The sequence below is a fragment of the Micromonospora echinospora genome (assembly GCF_900091495.1).
In the GTDB taxonomy this organism is placed as follows: domain Bacteria; phylum Actinomycetota; class Actinomycetes; order Mycobacteriales; family Micromonosporaceae; genus Micromonospora; species Micromonospora echinospora.
Genome location: NZ_LT607413.1, coordinates 1005116 through 1022208, shown reverse-complemented (window position 1 = coordinate 1022208; position 17093 = coordinate 1005116). Strand labels below are relative to the sequence as shown.

16 protein-coding genes, 1 tRNA gene and 1 other RNA gene are annotated in these 17093 nt (G+C 74.4%); 12 read left to right on the top strand and 6 right to left on the bottom strand.

Features of this window, described 5'->3' with window-relative positions:
- Positions 1-3: 3 nt before the first annotated feature.
- From smpB to GA0070618_RS04600, 3 genes are all read left to right on the top strand, one after another.
- Positions 4-483, top strand: coding sequence for an SsrA-binding protein SmpB (gene smpB, locus GA0070618_RS04610; protein ID WP_088980519.1), 480 nt, complete (start codon positions 4-6; stop codon positions 481-483).
- 105 nt (positions 484-588) lie between these two features.
- Positions 589-964: a transfer-messenger RNA gene (gene ssrA / locus GA0070618_RS04605) on the top strand.
- 117 nt (positions 965-1081) lie between these two features.
- Positions 1082-2017 (top strand): hypothetical protein, encoded by a 936-nt coding sequence (locus tag GA0070618_RS04600; RefSeq protein WP_088980518.1) that lies wholly within the window; start codon positions 1082-1084, stop codon positions 2015-2017.
- Positions 2018-2081: 64 nt separating this feature from the next.
- Here GA0070618_RS04600 and mdlC read toward each other — a convergent pair whose 3' ends face one another.
- Positions 2082-3677 (bottom strand): benzoylformate decarboxylase, encoded by a 1596-nt coding sequence (gene mdlC, locus GA0070618_RS04595; RefSeq protein ID WP_088980517.1) that lies wholly within the window; start codon positions 3675-3677, stop codon positions 2082-2084.
- 131 nt (positions 3678-3808) lie between these two features.
- A complete protein-coding gene (locus GA0070618_RS04590; RefSeq protein ID WP_088980516.1) occupies positions 3809-4612 on the bottom strand; it encodes an S-methyl-5'-thioadenosine phosphorylase in 804 nt (267 codons plus the stop codon).
- A 201-nt stretch (positions 4613-4813) separates the two neighbouring features.
- On the opposite strand from GA0070618_RS04590, the gene GA0070618_RS04585 reads away from it, so the two are divergent.
- The 5 genes from GA0070618_RS04585 (at position 4814) to GA0070618_RS04565 (ending at position 7011) form a co-directional block, all read left to right on the top strand.
- On the top strand, positions 4814-5404 hold the full coding sequence (locus GA0070618_RS04585) for a YqgE/AlgH family protein (protein ID WP_088980515.1): 591 nt from the start codon (positions 4814-4816) through the stop codon (positions 5402-5404).
- Between the two features lie 87 nt (positions 5405-5491).
- Positions 5492-5564, top strand: a tRNA-Ala gene (locus tag GA0070618_RS04580).
- Between the two features lie 113 nt (positions 5565-5677).
- Entirely contained in the window at positions 5678-6004 is a 327-nt protein-coding gene (locus GA0070618_RS04575) for a hypothetical protein (RefSeq protein ID WP_157748915.1), read from the top strand.
- A 63-nt stretch (positions 6005-6067) separates the two neighbouring features.
- Positions 6068-6709, top strand: coding sequence for a biliverdin-producing heme oxygenase (locus GA0070618_RS04570; protein ID WP_088980513.1), 642 nt, complete (start codon positions 6068-6070; stop codon positions 6707-6709).
- Positions 6706-7011 carry a DUF2470 domain-containing protein gene (locus GA0070618_RS04565; RefSeq protein ID WP_231931604.1) on the top strand — a complete coding sequence of 102 codons (306 nt, stop codon included), beginning with the start codon at positions 6706-6708 and terminating at the stop codon, positions 7009-7011. Before GA0070618_RS04570 ends, GA0070618_RS04565 begins: the two co-directional genes overlap by 4 nt.
- A gap of 83 nt (positions 7012-7094) precedes the next feature.
- Here GA0070618_RS04565 and GA0070618_RS04560 read toward each other — a convergent pair whose 3' ends face one another.
- Genes GA0070618_RS04560 through GA0070618_RS04545 form a run of 4 tightly spaced genes read right to left on the bottom strand, consistent with a single transcriptional unit; the run spans position 7095 to position 10799 of the window.
- Positions 7095-7925 (bottom strand): heme ABC transporter ATP-binding protein, encoded by an 831-nt coding sequence (locus GA0070618_RS04560; protein WP_088980512.1) that lies wholly within the window; start codon positions 7923-7925, stop codon positions 7095-7097.
- Positions 7922-8950, bottom strand: a complete 1029-nt coding sequence (locus GA0070618_RS04555; protein ID WP_088985280.1) for a FecCD family ABC transporter permease — start codon at positions 8948-8950, stop codon at positions 7922-7924. Before GA0070618_RS04555 ends, GA0070618_RS04560 begins: the two co-directional genes overlap by 4 nt.
- Positions 8947-9963: a heme/hemin ABC transporter substrate-binding protein gene (locus GA0070618_RS04550; protein WP_231931603.1), complete on the bottom strand. Its 1017-nt coding sequence runs from the start codon at positions 9961-9963 to the stop codon at positions 8947-8949. Before GA0070618_RS04550 ends, GA0070618_RS04555 begins: the two co-directional genes overlap by 4 nt.
- The gene (locus GA0070618_RS04545; protein ID WP_088980511.1) at positions 9960-10799 is read right to left on the bottom strand and encodes a hypothetical protein; all 840 of its coding nucleotides are present in this window, start codon (positions 10797-10799) and stop codon (positions 9960-9962) included. Before GA0070618_RS04545 ends, GA0070618_RS04550 begins: the two co-directional genes overlap by 4 nt.
- Before the next feature lie 136 nt (positions 10800-10935).
- Between GA0070618_RS04545 and GA0070618_RS04540 the strand changes: the two genes are divergently transcribed.
- The 4 genes from GA0070618_RS04540 to GA0070618_RS04525 all read left to right on the top strand — a co-directional run bounded on the left by GA0070618_RS04540 (position 10936) and on the right by GA0070618_RS04525 (position 16985).
- Positions 10936-12459 carry an HtaA domain-containing protein gene (locus tag GA0070618_RS04540; RefSeq protein WP_088980510.1) on the top strand — a complete coding sequence of 508 codons (1524 nt, stop codon included), beginning with the start codon at positions 10936-10938 and terminating at the stop codon, positions 12457-12459.
- Between the two features lie 33 nt (positions 12460-12492).
- On the top strand, positions 12493-13686 hold the full coding sequence (locus GA0070618_RS04535) for a WxL protein peptidoglycan domain-containing protein (RefSeq protein ID WP_088980509.1): 1194 nt from the start codon (positions 12493-12495) through the stop codon (positions 13684-13686).
- A 200-nt stretch (positions 13687-13886) separates the two neighbouring features.
- A complete protein-coding gene (locus tag GA0070618_RS04530) occupies positions 13887-14678 on the top strand; it encodes a hypothetical protein (RefSeq protein WP_088980508.1) in 792 nt (263 codons plus the stop codon).
- A gap of 150 nt (positions 14679-14828) precedes the next feature.
- A complete protein-coding gene (locus GA0070618_RS04525; protein WP_088980507.1) occupies positions 14829-16985 on the top strand; it encodes a sigma-70 family RNA polymerase sigma factor in 2157 nt (718 codons plus the stop codon).
- Positions 16986-17093 lie beyond the last annotated feature (108 nt).

The following is a 17093-nucleotide window of genomic DNA, read 5'->3' as shown; positions in this document are numbered from 1 at the left end:
CCGATGCCACGGGAGAAGGGGCGGAAGGTCGTCGCCTCCAACCGCCGGGCCCGGCACGACTACAGCATCCTCGACACGTACGAGGCGGGGATGGCGCTGACCGGCACCGAGGTGAAGTCGCTGCGCGCGGGGCGGGCGTCCCTGGTGGACGCGTTCGCCCAGGAGCGTGACGGCGAGCTCTTCCTGCACGGCATGCACATTCCCGAGTACGTCCAGGGCACGTGGACCAACCACGAGCCTCGGCGGACCCGGAAGCTGCTGCTCAAGCGCCTGGAGATCGACCGGCTGATCGGCAAGAGCCGGGAGGGCGGACTGACCCTGGTGCCGTTGCAGGTCTACTTCTCCGACGGCTGGGCCAAGGTCGAGATCGGGCTGGCCAAGGGCAAGAAGGCGTACGACAAGCGCCAGGACCTGGCCAAGCGGGACGCGGACCGGGAGATCAACCGGGCGATGGGCCGGCGTGGTAAGGGGATGGCTGAGTGATTCATCCCGTTTGTCCGGTCCGCCGGCGCGGGGTGGGGCTCGGGATGAAACCCGTTGCGGGAGGCGTTAGGCTTGGTGGAGCTGCCGACAGGGGCAGCCACTCGAGGGGGTGACTGGTTTCGACTTCGTGCGTGGCGTCAGGGGAAGCGAGCCGAGGAAGCCGACGTCGTCTCGTGAATCGGTCGTCGGAAACCAATAAGCGCCAAGAACAATCGCGCTGACTTCGCTCTCGCCGCCTGAGGCGAGTAGCAAGTCTGTCGGCCTGGGAGCGCCTTCGACCCAGTTAGCCGGCATCAGCTAGGAGGCTGGCCAATCGGACCCGGTCGCGGGGTCCGTGCGGCGAGATGAATCAGCGACTGGGCCCGTCACACCGACTCGCTCGCGTGATCGGAGGGGCCGAGTAGAGGCATAGCGAGCTGCGCTCGGAGAAGCCCTGACAAGGCGGCGAAGGACCCGGGTTCGATTCCCGGCACCTCCACCGACACCGTGATGCGCCCCGGTCCCACCAGTGGACCGGGGCGCATCGCCGTCTGCGGGGAGTCGTCGGCACATCGCGGTCGGTGGGAACCGGGAGCGCCTCGGCGCACGTCGAACCGGCATGCGTCGACGAGTGACTCTGCTGCTGGGCCTGCCGATCATGCTGGCCCTGACCGGCTGCGCCCAGAACGGGGCCACGCCGGCCGAACCGGAGGACCGCTGGGACTCGTTCCAGCGGCGGGCCGCCGAGGTGGCCGAGGCATGGCAGCCCGGCCCCGCCTGGACGACCAGCTACATCCCGTTGGAAAGCCCCACCGTCCTCGCCGGTGATCCGAAGTTCACCCCGGAGACCGAGCAGGCCTTCCAGGCCGGCTGGTACCGGGAGCAGGTGCCGATCCCGACGACCCGCCCGGCGGAGGGCACCGTCCGCTTCCTGGACGGCACGCTGAAGGTGCCGCTGCTCAGCGCCGCCGAGGCGTACCGGCAGCTGGACCTGGGGGATCCGCCGCCGTGCGAGGGCCGGCCGAAGGTCCCCGGACCGACCGTCGAGCCGGGCCCGGACGGGCCGGTCGCCGGCACCTCCACGGTGGCGTCCTGCGCGCCGCTGACCGTCACCGGGGTCAAGCTCGGCACCGCCGAGCTGCGCACCAGCCGGGGTGAGGCCACCGTGCCGGCCTGGCTGTTCACCGTCGAGGAACTCGCCGTACCGGTCGCCCGGGTGGCCGTGGCGCCCAGCGCGGTCACCGCCGTACCGGACGGTGGTGGACCGAGCGGGACGCCGGCCCCCGAACTGGCCGCCGCCCAGAACGTCGTCTCCGCCGAGGGCGCCGAGCTGACCTGGCGGGTCGGCGTGGGGGCCTGCGACACCGGAATCGAGCCGCTGGTCGCCGAGTTCGACGACGTGGTGGTGGTCGGTGCCGGGGTGGTCCGGAGCACCGGGGTCTGCACGGACCAGTTGAAGCTGGAGCCGGTCAGCGCGACGCTCAAGGCGCCGCTCGGCACCCGTACCGTGCTGGACGTGGTGAACGGGGGGCCGGTGTCGCTGCTCGGCGGATGACCGCCCGCCCGGGGGTGGCCGGCGACCCATGGCCGGCGCGGGCCGCCCCCTCGGCAGGGGACGCTCAGAGCAGCGGCGGCACCTCGGTGTCGATCGGCACCGGGACGACCGTGGGGCGGTCGGCGCGCAGGCCGGCGGCGAGCGCCGTGGCGATCTCGTCCGGGGTGCCGGCCACCGCCGTGGCGCAGCCGTAGCCGCCCGCGATCGCGGCGACGTCCAGTCCGGGCAGGTCCAGTCCGGGCACGCCCGGGGTCCGCTTGTGCTCGGCGAACGCCTTCAGGATGGCGTACTGGCGGTTGACCGGGACCAGCACGACCAGTGGCAGGCGCAACTGCGCGGCGGTCCACAGGGCCTGTACGGAGTAGTGGAAGGAGCCGTCCCCGACCACCGCCACCACCGGCCGGCCGCGCCCGGTGTCCCGTTCGGCGAGCGCGATGCCCACCGCGGCGGGCAACCCGAAACCCAACCCGCCGCTGGCCATGGTGAAGTACGACGCCGGTCGGCGGATCCGCAGGTGCCGACGTAACGCGGCCAGGTTGGACGGTGACTCCTGCACGAGCACCCCGTCGGCGGGCCAGAGACCGCCCAGCGTGGCGAAGAACGCGTCCGCGCTCAGCGGCACCCCGGTCTCCGGCGACGGCGGCTCCGGACGGGGCGGCGGTGGCGTCCGGCGGGCCGGGGGCAACAGGTCGTGCAGCGCCTCGGCGGCCAGGCGGGCGTCGCCGAGCAGGCTGTCCCCGACCGGGGCGCGGGCCGCCTCCCCGGGATCGTCGGTGACGTGCAGCAGCCGGGCTCCCGGCGGCAGGTGGTCGCCCGGAACGTGGGGGTAGTAGCGGAACACCGGCGCGCCGAGCACCAGCACCGTGTCGTGCCCGCGCAGCCGTTCGGCGAGGGGACCGATGGCGAACGGGAGGACCCCCCGGAACTGGGGGTGGTCCTCGGGGAAGACGGCCCGTTCCGGGGCCGGAGCGGCCCAGACCGGGCAGGCGAGGCGCTCGGCCAGGGCGACCGCCGCGGACCATCCGTCCGCGCGGTCCACGGCCGCGCCGAGCACCAGCACCGGATCGCGGCTGCCGGCCAGGACCCCGGCGAACTCCCGCAGCCGGTCCGGGTCGGGCGCGAAGCGGGTCGCCACGGTACGCACCTGCGGTGGCGGGTCCGCCGGCTGGTGCCAGTCGTCCAGCGGCAGGGAGAGGTAGACCGGCCCGGCCGGGGGCTGCACCGCCGTGGCGTACGCCCGCATCAGCGCCGCCGGGATGTCCTGCGGGCGGGCCGGTTCGTGACTCCACTTGACGTACGGGTGGGGCAGCTCGGCGGCCCGGGGGCTGGCCAGGCGCGGCTCGGTCAGCAGCATCTGGCGGGTCTGCTGGCCGGCGGTGACGACCAGCGGGGTGCGGTTGTGCCAGGCGGTGACCAGGTTGCCCATGCCGTTGCCGGTGCCCGGCGCGGTGTGCAGGTTGACGTGCGCGGGCCGGCGGGTGGCCTGGGCGTACCCGTCGGCCATCGCCACCGCGGACGCCTCCTGGAGGGCGTGCACGTACCGGAAGTCCGCCGGGAAGTCCTGGAGGAAGGGTTGCTCGGTGGATCCGGGGTTGCCGAAGACGGTGGTCATGCCGAGGGCACGGAGCAGTTCGTAGCTGGTGTCGCGGACCGTCGCCATCGCCTCGGCCCCCCGTGCCCTCGTCCGGTGGTCGGGGCGGCCTGCGGGGCTGCCCCGACCGGACGAATCTAACCAACGCAGGAGGGGATATTCCGGCAATCCGCCAATGCCCCCCTCGGGGGCGACCCTCGTCAGGGCAGCGGGAAGGGCAGCTTGATGCCGTCCAGCGCGGCGGCGCACGTGCACTCCCGCTCGGCGGGAAGGGCGGCGACCGCGTCCAGCAGGATGCCCCGCAGCCGGTCGGTGTTCTCTCCGAAGACCCGGAACACCTCCTCGTGGGTCACCGCGTGGCCGCCCTCCACCCCGGCGTCCAGGTCGGTGACCAGGGCGATGGAGGTGTAGCAGAGCGCCAGCTCACGGGCGAGGACCGCCTCCGGGTGCCCGGTCATGTTGACCACCGAGCCACCGATCGCGGTGAACCAGCGGGACTCGGCGCGGGTGGAGAAACGCGGCCCCTCGACCACCACCACCGTGCCGCCGTCGACCGCCGCCACCCCCCGGCCGGCCGCCGCGTCGAGCAGCGTGCGCCGCCCGGCGGGGCAGTACGGATCGGCGAAGGAGACGTGCACCGCGCCCCGGTCGTAGTAGGTCTGTGTCCGGCCGCTGGTCCGGTCGATCAGCTGGTCCGGCACCACGAAGGTGCCCGGCCCCAGCTCCGGTCGCAGCCCACCGACCGCGCAGGGCGCCAGCACCCGGCGTACCCCGAGGGACCGCAGCGCCCACAGGTTGGCCCGGTAGGGGATCAGGTGCGGCGGGTGCCGGTGGTCGCGTCCGTGCCGGGGCAGGAAGGCCACCGGCCGACCGGCCACCTCGGCGACGGTGATCGCGTCCGACGGTGGCCCGTACGGCGTCTCCACCCGGTGTTCCACAGCGTTGTCGAGGAGGGCGTAGAGGCCCGATCCGCCGATGACCGCAATCTCCGCCGTAGGATCCATCGATTCTCCCCAAACTCGTTCCACTACCGGCCGGTCAGACCTTAGCCACCGTGCAAGGTGCAGGCTATGGTGCCAGGCATGGCGTTGAGAACACGGACGCTCCCGGTGCACCGGGTCGATTCGGTGCACTCGGCGACGTCCTGGCAGGAGGTTCGCAGGTGGCGTGACCGCGTCGCGGCACGCGGTTAGGGGATGGGCGGTATGCAGGGAGAGGGACAGGCAATCGGCGGTCGTTCGATGGCGTCGATGACCGGGCAGTTGCTGGTCGCGACCCCGGCTCTGAAGGATCCCAACTTCGACCGCACCGTCGTGCTGCTGGTCGCGCACGAGCCCGGCGGGGCGCTGGGTGTGGTGCTCAACCGGGCCACCGAGGTGCCCGTCTCCGACGTGCTCGGTGACTGGAGCGCGCTGGCCCGGGATCCGGCGGTGCTCTTCGAGGGCGGTCCGGTGCAACCCGACTCGGCGATCTGCCTGGCCCGGATGCGTCAACCGGTCCGCCGGCTGAAGGGTTTCCACCAGGTGCTCGGCGCGGTGGGCACGATCGACCTCTCCGTCGACCCGGATCGGATGCGGGAGAACGTCTCCGGCATCCGGGTCTTCGCCGGCTACTCCGGGTGGGGTGCCGGGCAGCTGGAACAGGAGATCGAGGAGGGCTCCTGGTTCGTCCTGGACGCCCTGCCGGGGGACGCCTTCGTCGACCGTCCCGACGACCTGTGGCCGATGGTGCTGCGCCGGCAGGGCGGGATGATGGCCGCCGTGGCCCACTTCCCGCCGGACGTGTCGCTCAACTGACCCTCGGGGGGCACCCCCGCGAGATGACCATGCGCGCCGGTGTGTGTATAGTTTCGTCCGTGCCCGGGCGACCGGGGACACCGGCAAGGGGCCGTGGCGCAGCTGGTAGCGCACCACACTGGCAGTGTGGGGGTCAGGGGTTCGAGTCCCCTCGGCTCCACCCTTGTGAAACGCCCTGGTACGGGACGGTATCCCGAACCAGGGCGTTCGTTGCGTCCGGGGCCGGATCCGCCGACCGCTTCCGGTGACCGGTCAGTCGGCGCGCACCGGCACGTGGCTCAGCCCCAGCGGCGGAGCGCGTCCGCCACCACGGCGTCGACGGAGTCGGCGGCGGCGCGGATGACCACCGAGGGCTTCGGGCGCGGTCTCGCCTACGACGGTCGGCACCTGCTGGTCGGCGCGTCGCTGTTCGCCGAGGAGTACGCCGACCGCGACCACGACGACGGTTTCGTCGACGTGTACTCCGCCGACTTCACCCTCCTCGGCCGGGTGGTCTTTCCCCGCTCCTCGATCCGGGACATCCGGCTCCTTGCCGGGGACCGGGGGTTGAGCAACCATTCCCGGAAGGTGGGGGGACCGAACGGGCGAGATCACGTCTGAGCCGCCAGCGAACCCTTCCCCTCGGGGGTCATTAAGGTTAGCCTTACCTAAGGGGGGTGGATCATGGGATTCGCGGCGGAACTGCGGGAGCGCACCAGGCCGGACCACCGGGTGGCGCAGCATCTCGGGTACTTCGACGCCCTGCTCGGCGGCCAGCTGGACCGGGGTGGCTACGCGGCCCTGCCCGAACAGCTCTTCTTCGTCTACCAGACGCTGGAGGAGGCGGCGGAGGTCATGCGGACCGACCCGGTCGCCGGCCCCTTCGTCGACGACGCGCTGCACCGGGTCCCGGCGCTCGCGGCCGACCTGGAGTTCCTGCACGGCCCGGACTGGGCCGCGCGGATCACCCCGGGAGCGGCCACCCTGGAGTACCAGGCCCGGCTGCGGGAGATCGCCTTCACCTGGCCGGCGGGATACGTCGCGCACCACTACACCCGGTACCTCGGTGACCTCTCCGGCGGGCAGGTGATGCTGCGCGCGGTGCAGCGGTCGTTCGGGCTCGCCGAGGACGGCGTCCGGTTCTTCCTCTTCCCCGGCATCGAGGCGCGGGCCTTCAAGGAGCACTACCGGAACCTCCTCGACGAGGTGCCCTGGGACGAGGTGGAGCGGCAGCGTTTCCTGGACGAGGTCGCGCTCGCCTACCGGCTGAACACCGCGATGCTGGCCGAACTCGGCCGGACCGTGCTGCCGGGAGCCGCCGCGTGACGACCTTCGGGCCGGACGTGGTCGCCGCGGTGACCCGGCACATGAACGACGACCACGCCGACGACTGCCGGCTGATCTGCCAGGGTCTCGGCGGCCAGCCCCGGGCCACCGAGGCGCGGATGTCCGGAATGGACGACGAGGCGATGGAGTTCGTCGCCACCGTCGACGGCGCGCCGGTGCCGGTCCGGATCCCGTTCCACACCCGACTCACCGAGCGACGCCAGATCCGCGCCGAGGCGGCCCGGATGTACCGGGAGGCGTGCGAGAAGCTGGGGGTCACGCCCCGCGCCGACGCCTCCTGAGGCCACCGCCCCGCCACCGCAGCGAACACCGCCGCCGGGCCGCCCCGTCGGCGGCGGGACGCGGCGCGGTCCGGACGGGCGGGTCACCGCTCGGCGGCCGGACGCTTCGGCAGCACCAGTGGCGTGCCGGTGCGCGGGTGCGGCAGGACCTCGATCTCGTGCCGGTACACCGTGCTGAGCGACTCCGGGACGAGCACCTCGGCCGGCGGCCCGTCGGCGACCAACCGACCCCCGGCGAGCAACGCGATCCGGTCCGCGTACGCGGCGGCGAGCCCCAGGTCGTGCAACACGACCACCACCGTGTCGCCGCTGCGGGCCCGGTCCCGGGCCAGGGTGAGAACCAGTTCCTGGTGGTGCAGGTCGAGCGCGGCGGTCGGCTCGTCGAGCAGGAGCATCGGGGTCCGCTGGGCGAGCACCCGGGCCAGCGCCACCCGCGCCTGCTCGCCCCCGGAGAGGGCCGAGAAGACCCGCCCCGGGAAGGACTCCACCCCGGTCAGCCGCATCGCCTCCGCGATCGCCTCGTCGTCCTGTGCCCCGTACGGCGTGCCCGTCCACGGCGCGCGGCCCATCGCCACCACCTCGGCGACCGTGAACGGGAACGAGAGGGTGGACCGCTGCGGCAGCATCGCCCGGCGGCGTGCCAGGTCGATCGGTGCCCAGCCGGACAGCGGCACGCCGTCGAACTCGATCGTGCCGGCGCTGACCGGCAGGTCTCCGCAGATCGCGCCGAGCAGCGTGCTCTTGCCGGCGCCGTTCGGCCCGACCAGCGCGAGCAGCTCGCCCGCGCGGATGTCGACGTCCACACCGGAGAGGACGGCGCGCGGGCCGCGCCGCACGTCCAGGCCGCGGACCCGCATGTGGACGCCGCCCCGGTCGGGCCGTACCGGGGGACGGAAGGACCTGCGCCGGCTCATCCCCAGCCTCCCGCCCTGGCCCGGGTGCGGCGCAGCAGCCAGAAGAAGCACGGTCCGCCGACCACGGCGGTGAGCACCCCGAGCGGCAGTTCCTGGTAGTCGACCAGGGTCCGGGCGGCGAGGTCACCGGCCACCACGACGATCGCGCCACCGAGCGCGCTGGCCGGCAGCAGTACCCGGTGCCCGGGGCCGGCGACCATCCGTACCAGGTGCGGCACCACCAGGCCGACGAAGGAGATCACGCCGGTGAAGGCGACGGCCGCCGCGCCGAGCAGGGCGGTGACACCGATCATGCCCACCCGGAGCCGTTCGACGTCGACGCCGAGGTGCCGGGCCGGCCGGTCACCGAGGGCGAGCAGGTCCAGCCGGCGGGCGGTGGCGACGGCGATCGCGATGCCGACCCCGGCGCACGGCGCGGTGACCCCCACGCTCGCCCAGTTGGCCTGGGCCAGGCTGCCGAGCTGCCAGAAGGCGATCGCCCGGACGGCGTCCGCGTCGCCGAAGAACATCAGGAGACCGATCAGGGCCCCGGCCACGGCGTTGACCGCGATGCCGGTCAGCACCAGGGTGACCACCTCGGTCCGCCCGTCGGTCCGGGACATCGCGTACACCAGCGCGGTGGCGGCGAGGCCGCCGAGGAACGCCGCCCCGGCGACGGTCCAGCCACCGAGGACGGAGAGCCCGGTGACGATGGCGGTGGCCGCGCCGACGGCCGCGCCGGAGGAGACGCCGATGACCCCCGGCTCGGCGAGCGGGTTGCCGAACACGCCCTGCATCAGCGCGCCCGCGCAGCCGAGCGACGCCCCGACGATCACGGCGAGCACCACGCGGGGGAACCGGACGACCCAGAGCGCGTCCTCGCCGTGGGCGACGCTGGGCAACGGGCCGACGTCGAGGCCGACGCGGTGCAGGATCGAACCGAGCACCTCGGCCGGGGGCACCCGGACCTGTCCGGTGCCGACGGCGACGAGACAGAGCAGGACGAGCGTGACGCCGAGTCCGGCGAGCAGGGCCGCACGCCTCATCGGCACGGTCCGTGGACGGCCGTGGCCAGTGCCTGGATGGCCCGGCCGGTACGCGCCCCGAAGGTGAGCAGCAGCCCGTCGTCCATGTCCACGATCCGCCGGTTCCGGCCGGCCGGTGTCTGCCCGATGCCGGGCAGGGCGAGCAGGCCGTCCACGCCCTTGACCGACGCCAGCCCCTCGGACATCACCAGGATCACGTCCGGGGCCGCGTTGACCAGCCCCTCGCTGGTCAGCGGCCGGAACCTGGTGAGCCCGATCTCGGTGCCGGCGTCGACCGCGCCGATGGCCCGGATCATCTCGTCCGAGCCGGCGCCCCGGCCGCCCATCAGGTACACGCCGGCGGTGCCGCGCACGTACAGGAAGGCGATCCGCAGCGGGTCGGCGTCCGTCGGGGCGCTGCGCCGGGCGGCGGTGATCTCCGCGTCGACCCGGGCGACCAGGCGTTCGCCGGGCTCCGGCACGCCGAGCGCCGCCGCGATCGCCCGGATGTGCGCCGGTACGGCGGCGAGGGTCTGCTCGTCGTCGACCAGCACCACGGCGATGCCGGAGCGGCGGAGCTGCCTGAGAGCCTCCGGCGGGCCGATGCTCTCGTCGGCCAGCACGACGGTGGGGGCCAGCCGGAGGATCGCCTCGGTGGAGAGGTCGTGCCCGGTGGGCGTGACCACCGGCAGGTGGGCGGCGGCGGGGAAGGTGGTGGAGGTGTCCCGGCCGACCACCCGGTCACCGAGGCCGAGGCTGAACACGATCTCGGCGATCGAGCCGTAGAGGTTCACCGGGAGGACCCGGCTGGCGTCGGCGACGGTGACCCGGGTCCCGTCGGCCGAGTCGACGGTGACCGGCAGGACGCTGCCCGGGTCGGGGCTGACCGGGTCGACGTCGGTGTCGGTGACCACGGCGGTGGCGGGGCCGCAGCCGGTGGCCGGTGCGGCGGTCGGGGCGTCGCCCGGACCGCAGGCGGTCACCGTGCCGCCGAGCAGGACCAGGGCGCCGAGCAGGAGGGCCGGTCGTCTCACGCCCGCTCCCGGCGACGGTTGCGGACGCGTACCGCCACGAGCGCGACGAGCAGGACGGCGAGACCGGCCGTCACGACGGTCCACCAGCGGCCGGTGCCGGCGCTGTCGGTGACCTGGGTGGCGGCCGGGTCCGTGCCGCCAGCGGTCGCGCCGGGACCGCCGGCCCCGCCGCCGTCGCCCGGCGCGGCGGCCTGGGCGGAGGCGGTCCCCCCGGTGGTGCCGCCGGTCGGCTGGGCCGTGGCGGGCCCGCCTCCGGTTGGCCGGCTGGCGGGTGCGCCGCCGGTGGGAGCGGGCGCGGACGGGGGCGCGGCGGTGGTCCTCGTCGGCGCGGCGGCGCTGGCGAAGGTGACCGGTATCCGGACGTCCTGGCTGCGGTCGGCACCCCGGGTGTGGTCGTTGCGGGTGGACACCACGCACCGGCGGACGGTGCAGTCCACGTCGCCCACCTTCGGCGAGACGCGGAGCTGGACCCGGAACGTGCCGCCCGACCCGTACGGCACGGCGAGCCCCTCGCCGTAGGCGGGCGGGTTCGAGGAGATCCAGTGCGACAGGCCCGACGTGCCGCCCATGTCGGCGCCCCCACCGCAGGGCGAGGGTGCCGCCCCGCTGCCGTTGTCGACGCAGAACGCGACGTAGATGCCCTTGGTGCTGTCGTAGCCCGATCCGGAGACGGTCACGGTGGCACCACCACGGGGCAGGTCGGCGGTGCGGCTGACGGTCAGTCGCTGGCCGTTCGGTCCACTGCCGACGGTGTCGGCGTGGGCCGGTGCGGTGGCGAGCACACCCACCGCGACCACGGCGGTGCCGACCAGCGCCGTCACCAGGCGGGCAGTCATGGCGACCTCCTCAAATTAGGTTAGGCTAACCTAAGAGGATCTTGCGCCTGGCGCAAGAGGGCGTTCGGCGGATTCTCGCTATTAGTTAGGTGAGGCTAACCTAAGTCGGCCCTCCCCTGAAAGAGAGGAACACCCGATGCCCGTACGCAGGACCGGCGGCACGCTCCGCCGGTCGATTCCCTGGGCGGCGGCGGCCGTGCTCGGTGCCGCCGCGTCGCTGACCGTCGTCGGCACCGCCGTGGCGGCACCCGTCGACATCAGCGGAGGAAGCCTCGACTGGGGCTTCAAGAGCTCGTTCCGCAGCTACGTCTCGACCGGCAACGGCAACCCGCCGATCGCCGTCGAGGACGGGGCCACCCGCAACACCGACGGCACGTTCCGCTTCACCGCCACCGGCGGCTCGTACGACGCCGCGACCGGGGCGACCACCGTCCGGTACGGCGGGACCGTCGTCTTCTCGTACCCGGCGCACTTCTTCACCATCACGCTGGCCAACCCCACCGTGGCGGTGGACGCGGCCGGTGGCTCGCTGCGCGCCGACGTCGACCTGGAGGTCAGCGGCGGTGGCTTCGAGCCGGTCAGCCTGGACCAGGCCGAGATCGCCACCCTCGGCACCTCCGGCGTCGCCCCGGTGATCTCCGGCGACACGGTGAACTGGAGCAACCTGACCACCACGATGACCGCCACCGGGGCGACCGCCTTCAACGGCTTCTTCGCCGCCGGTACGGTCCTCGACCCGCTGTCGTTCGGCTTCCACACCGGCAGCGGCGGCGGACCGGCCACCCCCTCGGTCACCGTGACCCCGTCGTCGGCGGTCGACCCGGCCGGCGCGACGCTGACCGTGACCGGCTCCGGCTTCGACGCCGAGGCCAACGGCGGCGTGGGCTTCTACGTCGCCTTCGGACCGAAGACCGCCGAGTTCTGGACGAACGCCCGCCCCTACAAGCCGGTCAAGTGGGTGCACAAGGCGGCGTCCTCCTCCGGCGGGCAGGCCAAACTGAACGCCGACGGCACCTTCAGCACCACGCTGGACGTGCTGCCGACGTACACCGACGGGAACGGGGAACCGGTCGACTGCACGGCGACCCAGTGCTACGTGCTGACCTTCGCCGCGCACGGCTCCACCGACCGGAGCCAGGACACCGCCACGCCGATCACGTTCGCGGGCTCCGGCGGGCCGGGTGGCGGTGCCGACCAGGAGATCACCACCCAGGTGCTCCAGACCGGCCCGCTGACCCTGACCTCGGCCGGCGCGTCGGTGGCGCTCTCCGCCGCCGCTCCCGGCGCGGTGGCCGGCGGCGCGCTCAACGCCGTCACCGTCAGCGACCTGCGGGGCAGCAACGCCGGCTGGAACGTGGTCGGGCAGGTCGAGGACTTCACCGGCACCCCCGGCGGGGTCATCGCCGCCGACAACCTCGGCTGGACGCCGAGCGCGTCGGTGGTCGACGACGGCCTGGTCGGTGCGGCCGGGGCGGTCACCCCGGGCAGCCGCGCGGTGCCGGGCGCCGGCACCGGGCTGGGCGGCGCGCGCACGCTCTGCGGCGCGGCGGCCGGCACCAGCGCGGGCACCTTCCAGTGCGGCGCGGCCCTGGACCTCGGCGTGCCGGCGTCCACCGCGCCGGGCGACTACACCGCCACCCTCACCCTGACCCTGTCCTGACGAGCGGAAGGGCACCTTGTTGTGCGACCGACGATGACGAGGTGCCCTCACCCGCACCTGACGCCCGTGGTCGCGGCGCTCGCCGCGATCGTCACCGTGCTGGCCGGCGGACCGGCCGCCGCCGTCGCCGCCCCGTCGCGGGCGACGGCCCTCCGGCATGCCGCCCCGGTCCCCGCCACGCCAGTCCTCCGGCATGCCGCCCCGGCCCCCGCCACGCCGGTCCTCCGGCTCGCCGCCCCGGCCCCCAGCCCTCCGGCTCCGGCCGGCCCGTCCGGTGCCGCCGACGGCTTCACCTGGGCGGTCCAGCCGTCCAACGCGTCCGGCCCCACCGGCCGCGCCTACTTCCTGTACGACGCCGCACCCGGCCGGCGGATCGCGGACCGGGTCGCGATCACCAACCTGAGCCGCACCCCGATGACCTTCGCGGTCTACGGGGCCGACGCGTTCACCACCGGCGACGGTGGCTTCGCCCTGCAACCCGCCAGCCGGCCGGCGACCGACGTCGGCTCCTGGGTGACCCTCGCCGAACGGACCTACCGGATCCCTGCCGGGAAACGCGTGATCGTGCCGTTCCAGGTGACCGTGCCGGCCAACGCCGGTCCCGGGGACCACGCCGGCGGCATCGTCGTCTCGGCCACCGGGGCGCGGGCCGACGCCGCCGGTCGGACCGTCACCGTCGACCGCCGGGTGGCCGCCCGGATCTACCTGCGGGTGGCCGGTGCGGTCCGTCCCGCGCTGGAGGTCGAGGCCCTCCGGATCGCGTACGACAACCCGGCCAACCCGTTCGGCACCGGTCCGGTCGTGGTCAGCTACCGGCTGCGCAACACCGGCAACGTCCGGCTCACCGGCAGCGGGCAGGTGCACGTCGCCGCCCCGTTCGGCTGGCGGCTCGCCGGGACCGAGCCGGTCGCCGTGCCCGAACTGCTGCCCGGAGCCGCCTTCGTGGTGACCGAGCAGATCAACGGCATCGTCCCGACCGGCCGGCTGAGCGTCCGGGTCGCCGTGGATCCGGCCACCGTGGACGGTCCGCTGCCGACGCTGAGCCGTACCGCCTCGACCTGGGCGATGCCCTGGTTCTGGGTGGCGGTGCTGCTGGCCGGGGCAGCGTGGCTGATCGTCACGCGGGTACGCGGCACCCGCCGACGGACCCGTGCCACCGACGCCCGGACCGCACCTGCCGACGCCGGGCCCGCACCTGCTGCCGCCGCGACCACGCCGGCCGGATGAGGTCGCTCCGAACCATCGGCCGGGCCGCCGGGGCGCTCGTGGCCGTGGCAGCGACCTCGGCCGGGGCGCTGCCGACCCCGGTCGCGGCGCCGGCACCCGTGCCAGTCGTTGCGGCGGGCCCCGTCCCGGTCGTTGCGGCGGCCCCCGTCCCGGTCGTTGCGGCAGCCCTCGTCCCGGTGGTTGCGGAGGCTCCTGCCCCGGTGGCGCCGACGGTGACGCTCGACCGGGCCGAGGCGCGACCGGGCGGCCGGGTGCTCGTCCGGCTCGCGGGCTGGCCGGCCGGCACTGTGGTGATCGAGGTGTGCGGCGCCGGCCCGGCCGGGTGCGCGGTCGACTCGTCGGTGCAGACCCACCTCGCCGGCACCGGCCTCGGCGGTGCCGCGTTGACCGCCGCCGTACCGCCCGGCGGCTGTCCCTGCCAGGTGCGGGTGACCACGCTGGACCGTCGGCTCACCGCCGCCGCGCCGCTGGCGCTGACCGGCGACCCGGGCGCCCGGCCCGCCCCGGCGGCGGAGCACCGGGCCACTGTCCCGCCGGTGGTCACCGCCGTGGCCGTCGAACGTGACCCGGGTTGGTGGAGCCGGCTCGGCGGGCCGGCCCGGCACACCCTGGTGGTGCGGCTGCGCAACGACGGCACCGCGCCTGCCGCCGTCACCATGTCGGTCACCGTGGGGCGGGGCGACGACCCGAGCGGCTTCGTCCCACCCCCGGCGGTGCCCGACCTGGCGGTGGGGGAGGAGCGTGCGGTACGCGTCCCGGTGTCCCTGCCGGCCCTGGCCTTCGGCACCTGGACGGTCGAGGGTCGGGTGGTCACCGCCGGGGTGGCGGCCCCGTTCCGGGCCTCCGTCGAGAGCCGGCCGTGGGGACCGACCGCGCTGCTCGGCGTCGCCGTCGTCGTCCTGCTGGCGGTGGAGTTGCTCCGGCGTCGTCCCCGCACCGCACCGATCCGGCCGGCGGAGGGCTCCGGGGGAGCGGGGCCGTCCGTCGGGTAGGCCGCGGTGCCGGGGGAGATTCGTTTGGCGGGAAGCCCAACCATCCCAGCGGCAATGGTCTATCTTTGCAGCGGTTGTCCGGCCCGGTCCCGCGGGCCACCGTCGTCGCACGTGGGCGTCGTCGCACGTGGGTGAGGAGGGACCGCGACCGTGACGGGCAGTGACGTCGGCGCGCCGGCCTGGACCGCCGCCCCGGAACCGACCGAGCCGCCCGACCCGGAGACGGTCGCGCTGGTCGTCGCGGCACGAGCGGGTGACGCGGCGGCGCTCACCGAACTGGTCTCCGCGCACCTGCCGGTGCTCTACCGGATCGTCGGCCGTGCGCTGAACGGGCACGGCGACGTCGACGACCTGGTCCAGGAGACCATGGTCCGGGCGATCCGGGGCCTGCCCGACCTGCGGGACCCGGACCGCTTCCGTTCCTGGCTGATCTCGATCGCGTACCGGCAGGTGCAGCAGCACCTACGCGACCAGGCGCGGAGCCGGAGCCGCCGGCAGGAGACCGACGCGGACCTGCCGGACCCGGGCGGTGACCTCGCGGAACGGACGGTCGCGGAGCTGATCCTCAGCGAACAGCGCCGGGAACTGGCCGAGGCCGCCCGGTGGCTGGACGACGACGACCGGCGGCTGCTGGCCTGGTGGTGGCGGGAGGCGATCGGCGAGCTGAGCCGCGCCGACCTGGCCGACGCCCTGTCGATCAGCCCGAAGCACGCGGCGGTACGGCTGGGCCGGATGCGGACGCGACTCGACGACGCCCGGGTCGTCGTCCACGCGCTCGGGGTGTCGCCCCACTGCCCGGAACTGGGCGCGCTGACCCAGGGTTGGGACGGCACGACCGGCCCGCTGTGGCGGAAGCGGTTGAGCCGGCACGGCCGGGACTGCCCGAGGTGTGGGGCACACCGGGCCGCGTTGCTGGCCCCGGAACGGCTACTGCCCGGCATGGCGACCTTCCCGGTCGCCGCCGGCCTCACGGCGGGCGTACCGGCGGTTCCGGGGGCCGTGTCGCTCTGGGCCGCGATCCAGGGTTTCCTCAGCCACAAGATCGTGGTGGGAGCGACCGCTGCGGCGGTCGCGGCCGGTGGCATCGGATACGCGGTGTTCCGGAACCCGGATGCGGGCGGACCCGCGTCGGCCGGTCCCCCGGCGGCCGTGCGACCGTCCGTACCGGCCGGTGGCGGCGCGGCGCCGCCCACCACCACCCCGACCGTCGCGCCCGCGGCCGGGGCGACCGACATCCACGTCGCACCGGACGGCTCGGACTCCGGCACCGGCAGCGCCGGAAGCCCGTACGCCACGCTCGGCCACGCCGTCGCGGTGGTACGTCCGGGGCAGACGATCGTGCTGCGCGGCGGCACGCACCGGCTCACCGCACCCGTGGTCATCACCACCAGCGGCACCGCCGGGCAGCGCATCACCCTCAGCAGCCACCCGGGCGAGCGGGCGGTGGTCGACGCGAGCCGGGTGCCCACCGGCGAGTGGGCGATCACCCAGCGGGCGAGCCACTGGACGGTGCGGGGACTGGAGATCACCAACGCGCCCGGCCACGCGTACGTCTGCGTCTCCTGCCGCCAGAGCGTCTTCTCCCGGCTCTCGGTGCACGACAACGGCGGGATCGGCCTGCTGCTGCGCGGGCCGGGGACGGTGGCCAACCAGGTGCTGGAGAGCGACTTCCACGGCAACCACGACACCACCGACGACGGCGGCACGGCGGACGGGCTGGCCTTCAAGTACGGCTCGGGCACCGGCAACCTGGTACGCGGCTGCCGGATGTACCACAACTCGGCGGACGGGCTGGACCTCAGCGAGTTCACCGACCCGGTGACGGTCGAGCGGTCCTGGGCGTTCGGCAACGGGGTCGACCGGTGGGACACCCCCGGCTTCGACGCGGGCGGCGGCAACGGCTTCAAGCTCGGCGGCGGGGATCCGGCCCCGAGGGTGCGGCACGTGGTCACGCAGAGCGCCGCCTGGGACAACGCCGGCTACGGGTTCACCGAGTCCGGCAACCACGGGACGCTGCGGATCACCCGCAGCACCGCGTACCGCAACGGCAAGGCCGGCTTTGCGTTCGTCGGCTCGGCGGCGGTGCTGCGACAGAATCTGGCCCTGGCGAACGAGGACGAGACCTGGCTCGGGGACCGGGTCGACGACGAGGACAACTCGTGGAACCAGCGGGACTGGACGACCACGACCCTGCGCAGCGGCGACCCTGACCGGGCCGAGGGGCCACGACCGGCCGACGGGACACTGCCGCAGAGCACGTTCCTGCTCAACCGCCGCGACCAGGGCATCGGTGCCGACATGCGGTGAGGCGCGGCGCGATGTTGCCCGGTGAGGCAGTGCGGACTGCCCCGAAGACCGCCAACCGTGCGTGTCGGCGTGGGCACCGGTGCGCCAGGGTGAGCGCGTCGACTGTCG

Bases quoted from the DNA above. Each gene is read 5' to 3' on its own strand.
- GA0070618_RS04545 (WP_088980511.1), bottom strand. From the start codon at position 10,799: ATGACTGCCCGCCTGGTGACGGCGCTGGTCGGCACCGCCGTGGTCGCG.
- GA0070618_RS04555 (WP_088985280.1), bottom strand. From the start codon at position 8,950: ATGAGGCGTGCGGCCCTGCTCGCCGGACTCGGCGTCACGCTCGTCCTG.
- mdlC (WP_088980517.1), bottom strand. From the start codon at position 3,677: ATGGCGACGGTCCGCGACACCAGCTACGAACTGCTCCGTGCCCTCGGC.
- GA0070618_RS04535 (WP_088980509.1), top strand. From the start codon at position 12,493: ATGACGAGGTGCCCTCACCCGCACCTGACGCCCGTGGTCGCGGCGCTC.
- GA0070618_RS04560 (WP_088980512.1), bottom strand. From the start codon at position 7,925: ATGAGCCGGCGCAGGTCCTTCCGTCCCCCGGTACGGCCCGACCGGGGC.
- GA0070618_RS04570 (WP_088980513.1), top strand. From the start codon at position 6,068: ATGGGATTCGCGGCGGAACTGCGGGAGCGCACCAGGCCGGACCACCGG.
- smpB (WP_088980519.1), top strand. From the start codon at position 4: ATGCCACGGGAGAAGGGGCGGAAGGTCGTCGCCTCCAACCGCCGGGCC.
- GA0070618_RS04585 (WP_088980515.1), top strand. From the start codon at position 4,814: ATGCAGGGAGAGGGACAGGCAATCGGCGGTCGTTCGATGGCGTCGATG.
- GA0070618_RS04600 (WP_088980518.1), top strand. From the start codon at position 1,082: ATGCGTCGACGAGTGACTCTGCTGCTGGGCCTGCCGATCATGCTGGCC.
- GA0070618_RS04540 (WP_088980510.1), top strand. From the start codon at position 10,936: ATGCCCGTACGCAGGACCGGCGGCACGCTCCGCCGGTCGATTCCCTGG.
- GA0070618_RS04590 (WP_088980516.1), bottom strand. From the start codon at position 4,612: ATGGATCCTACGGCGGAGATTGCGGTCATCGGCGGATCGGGCCTCTAC.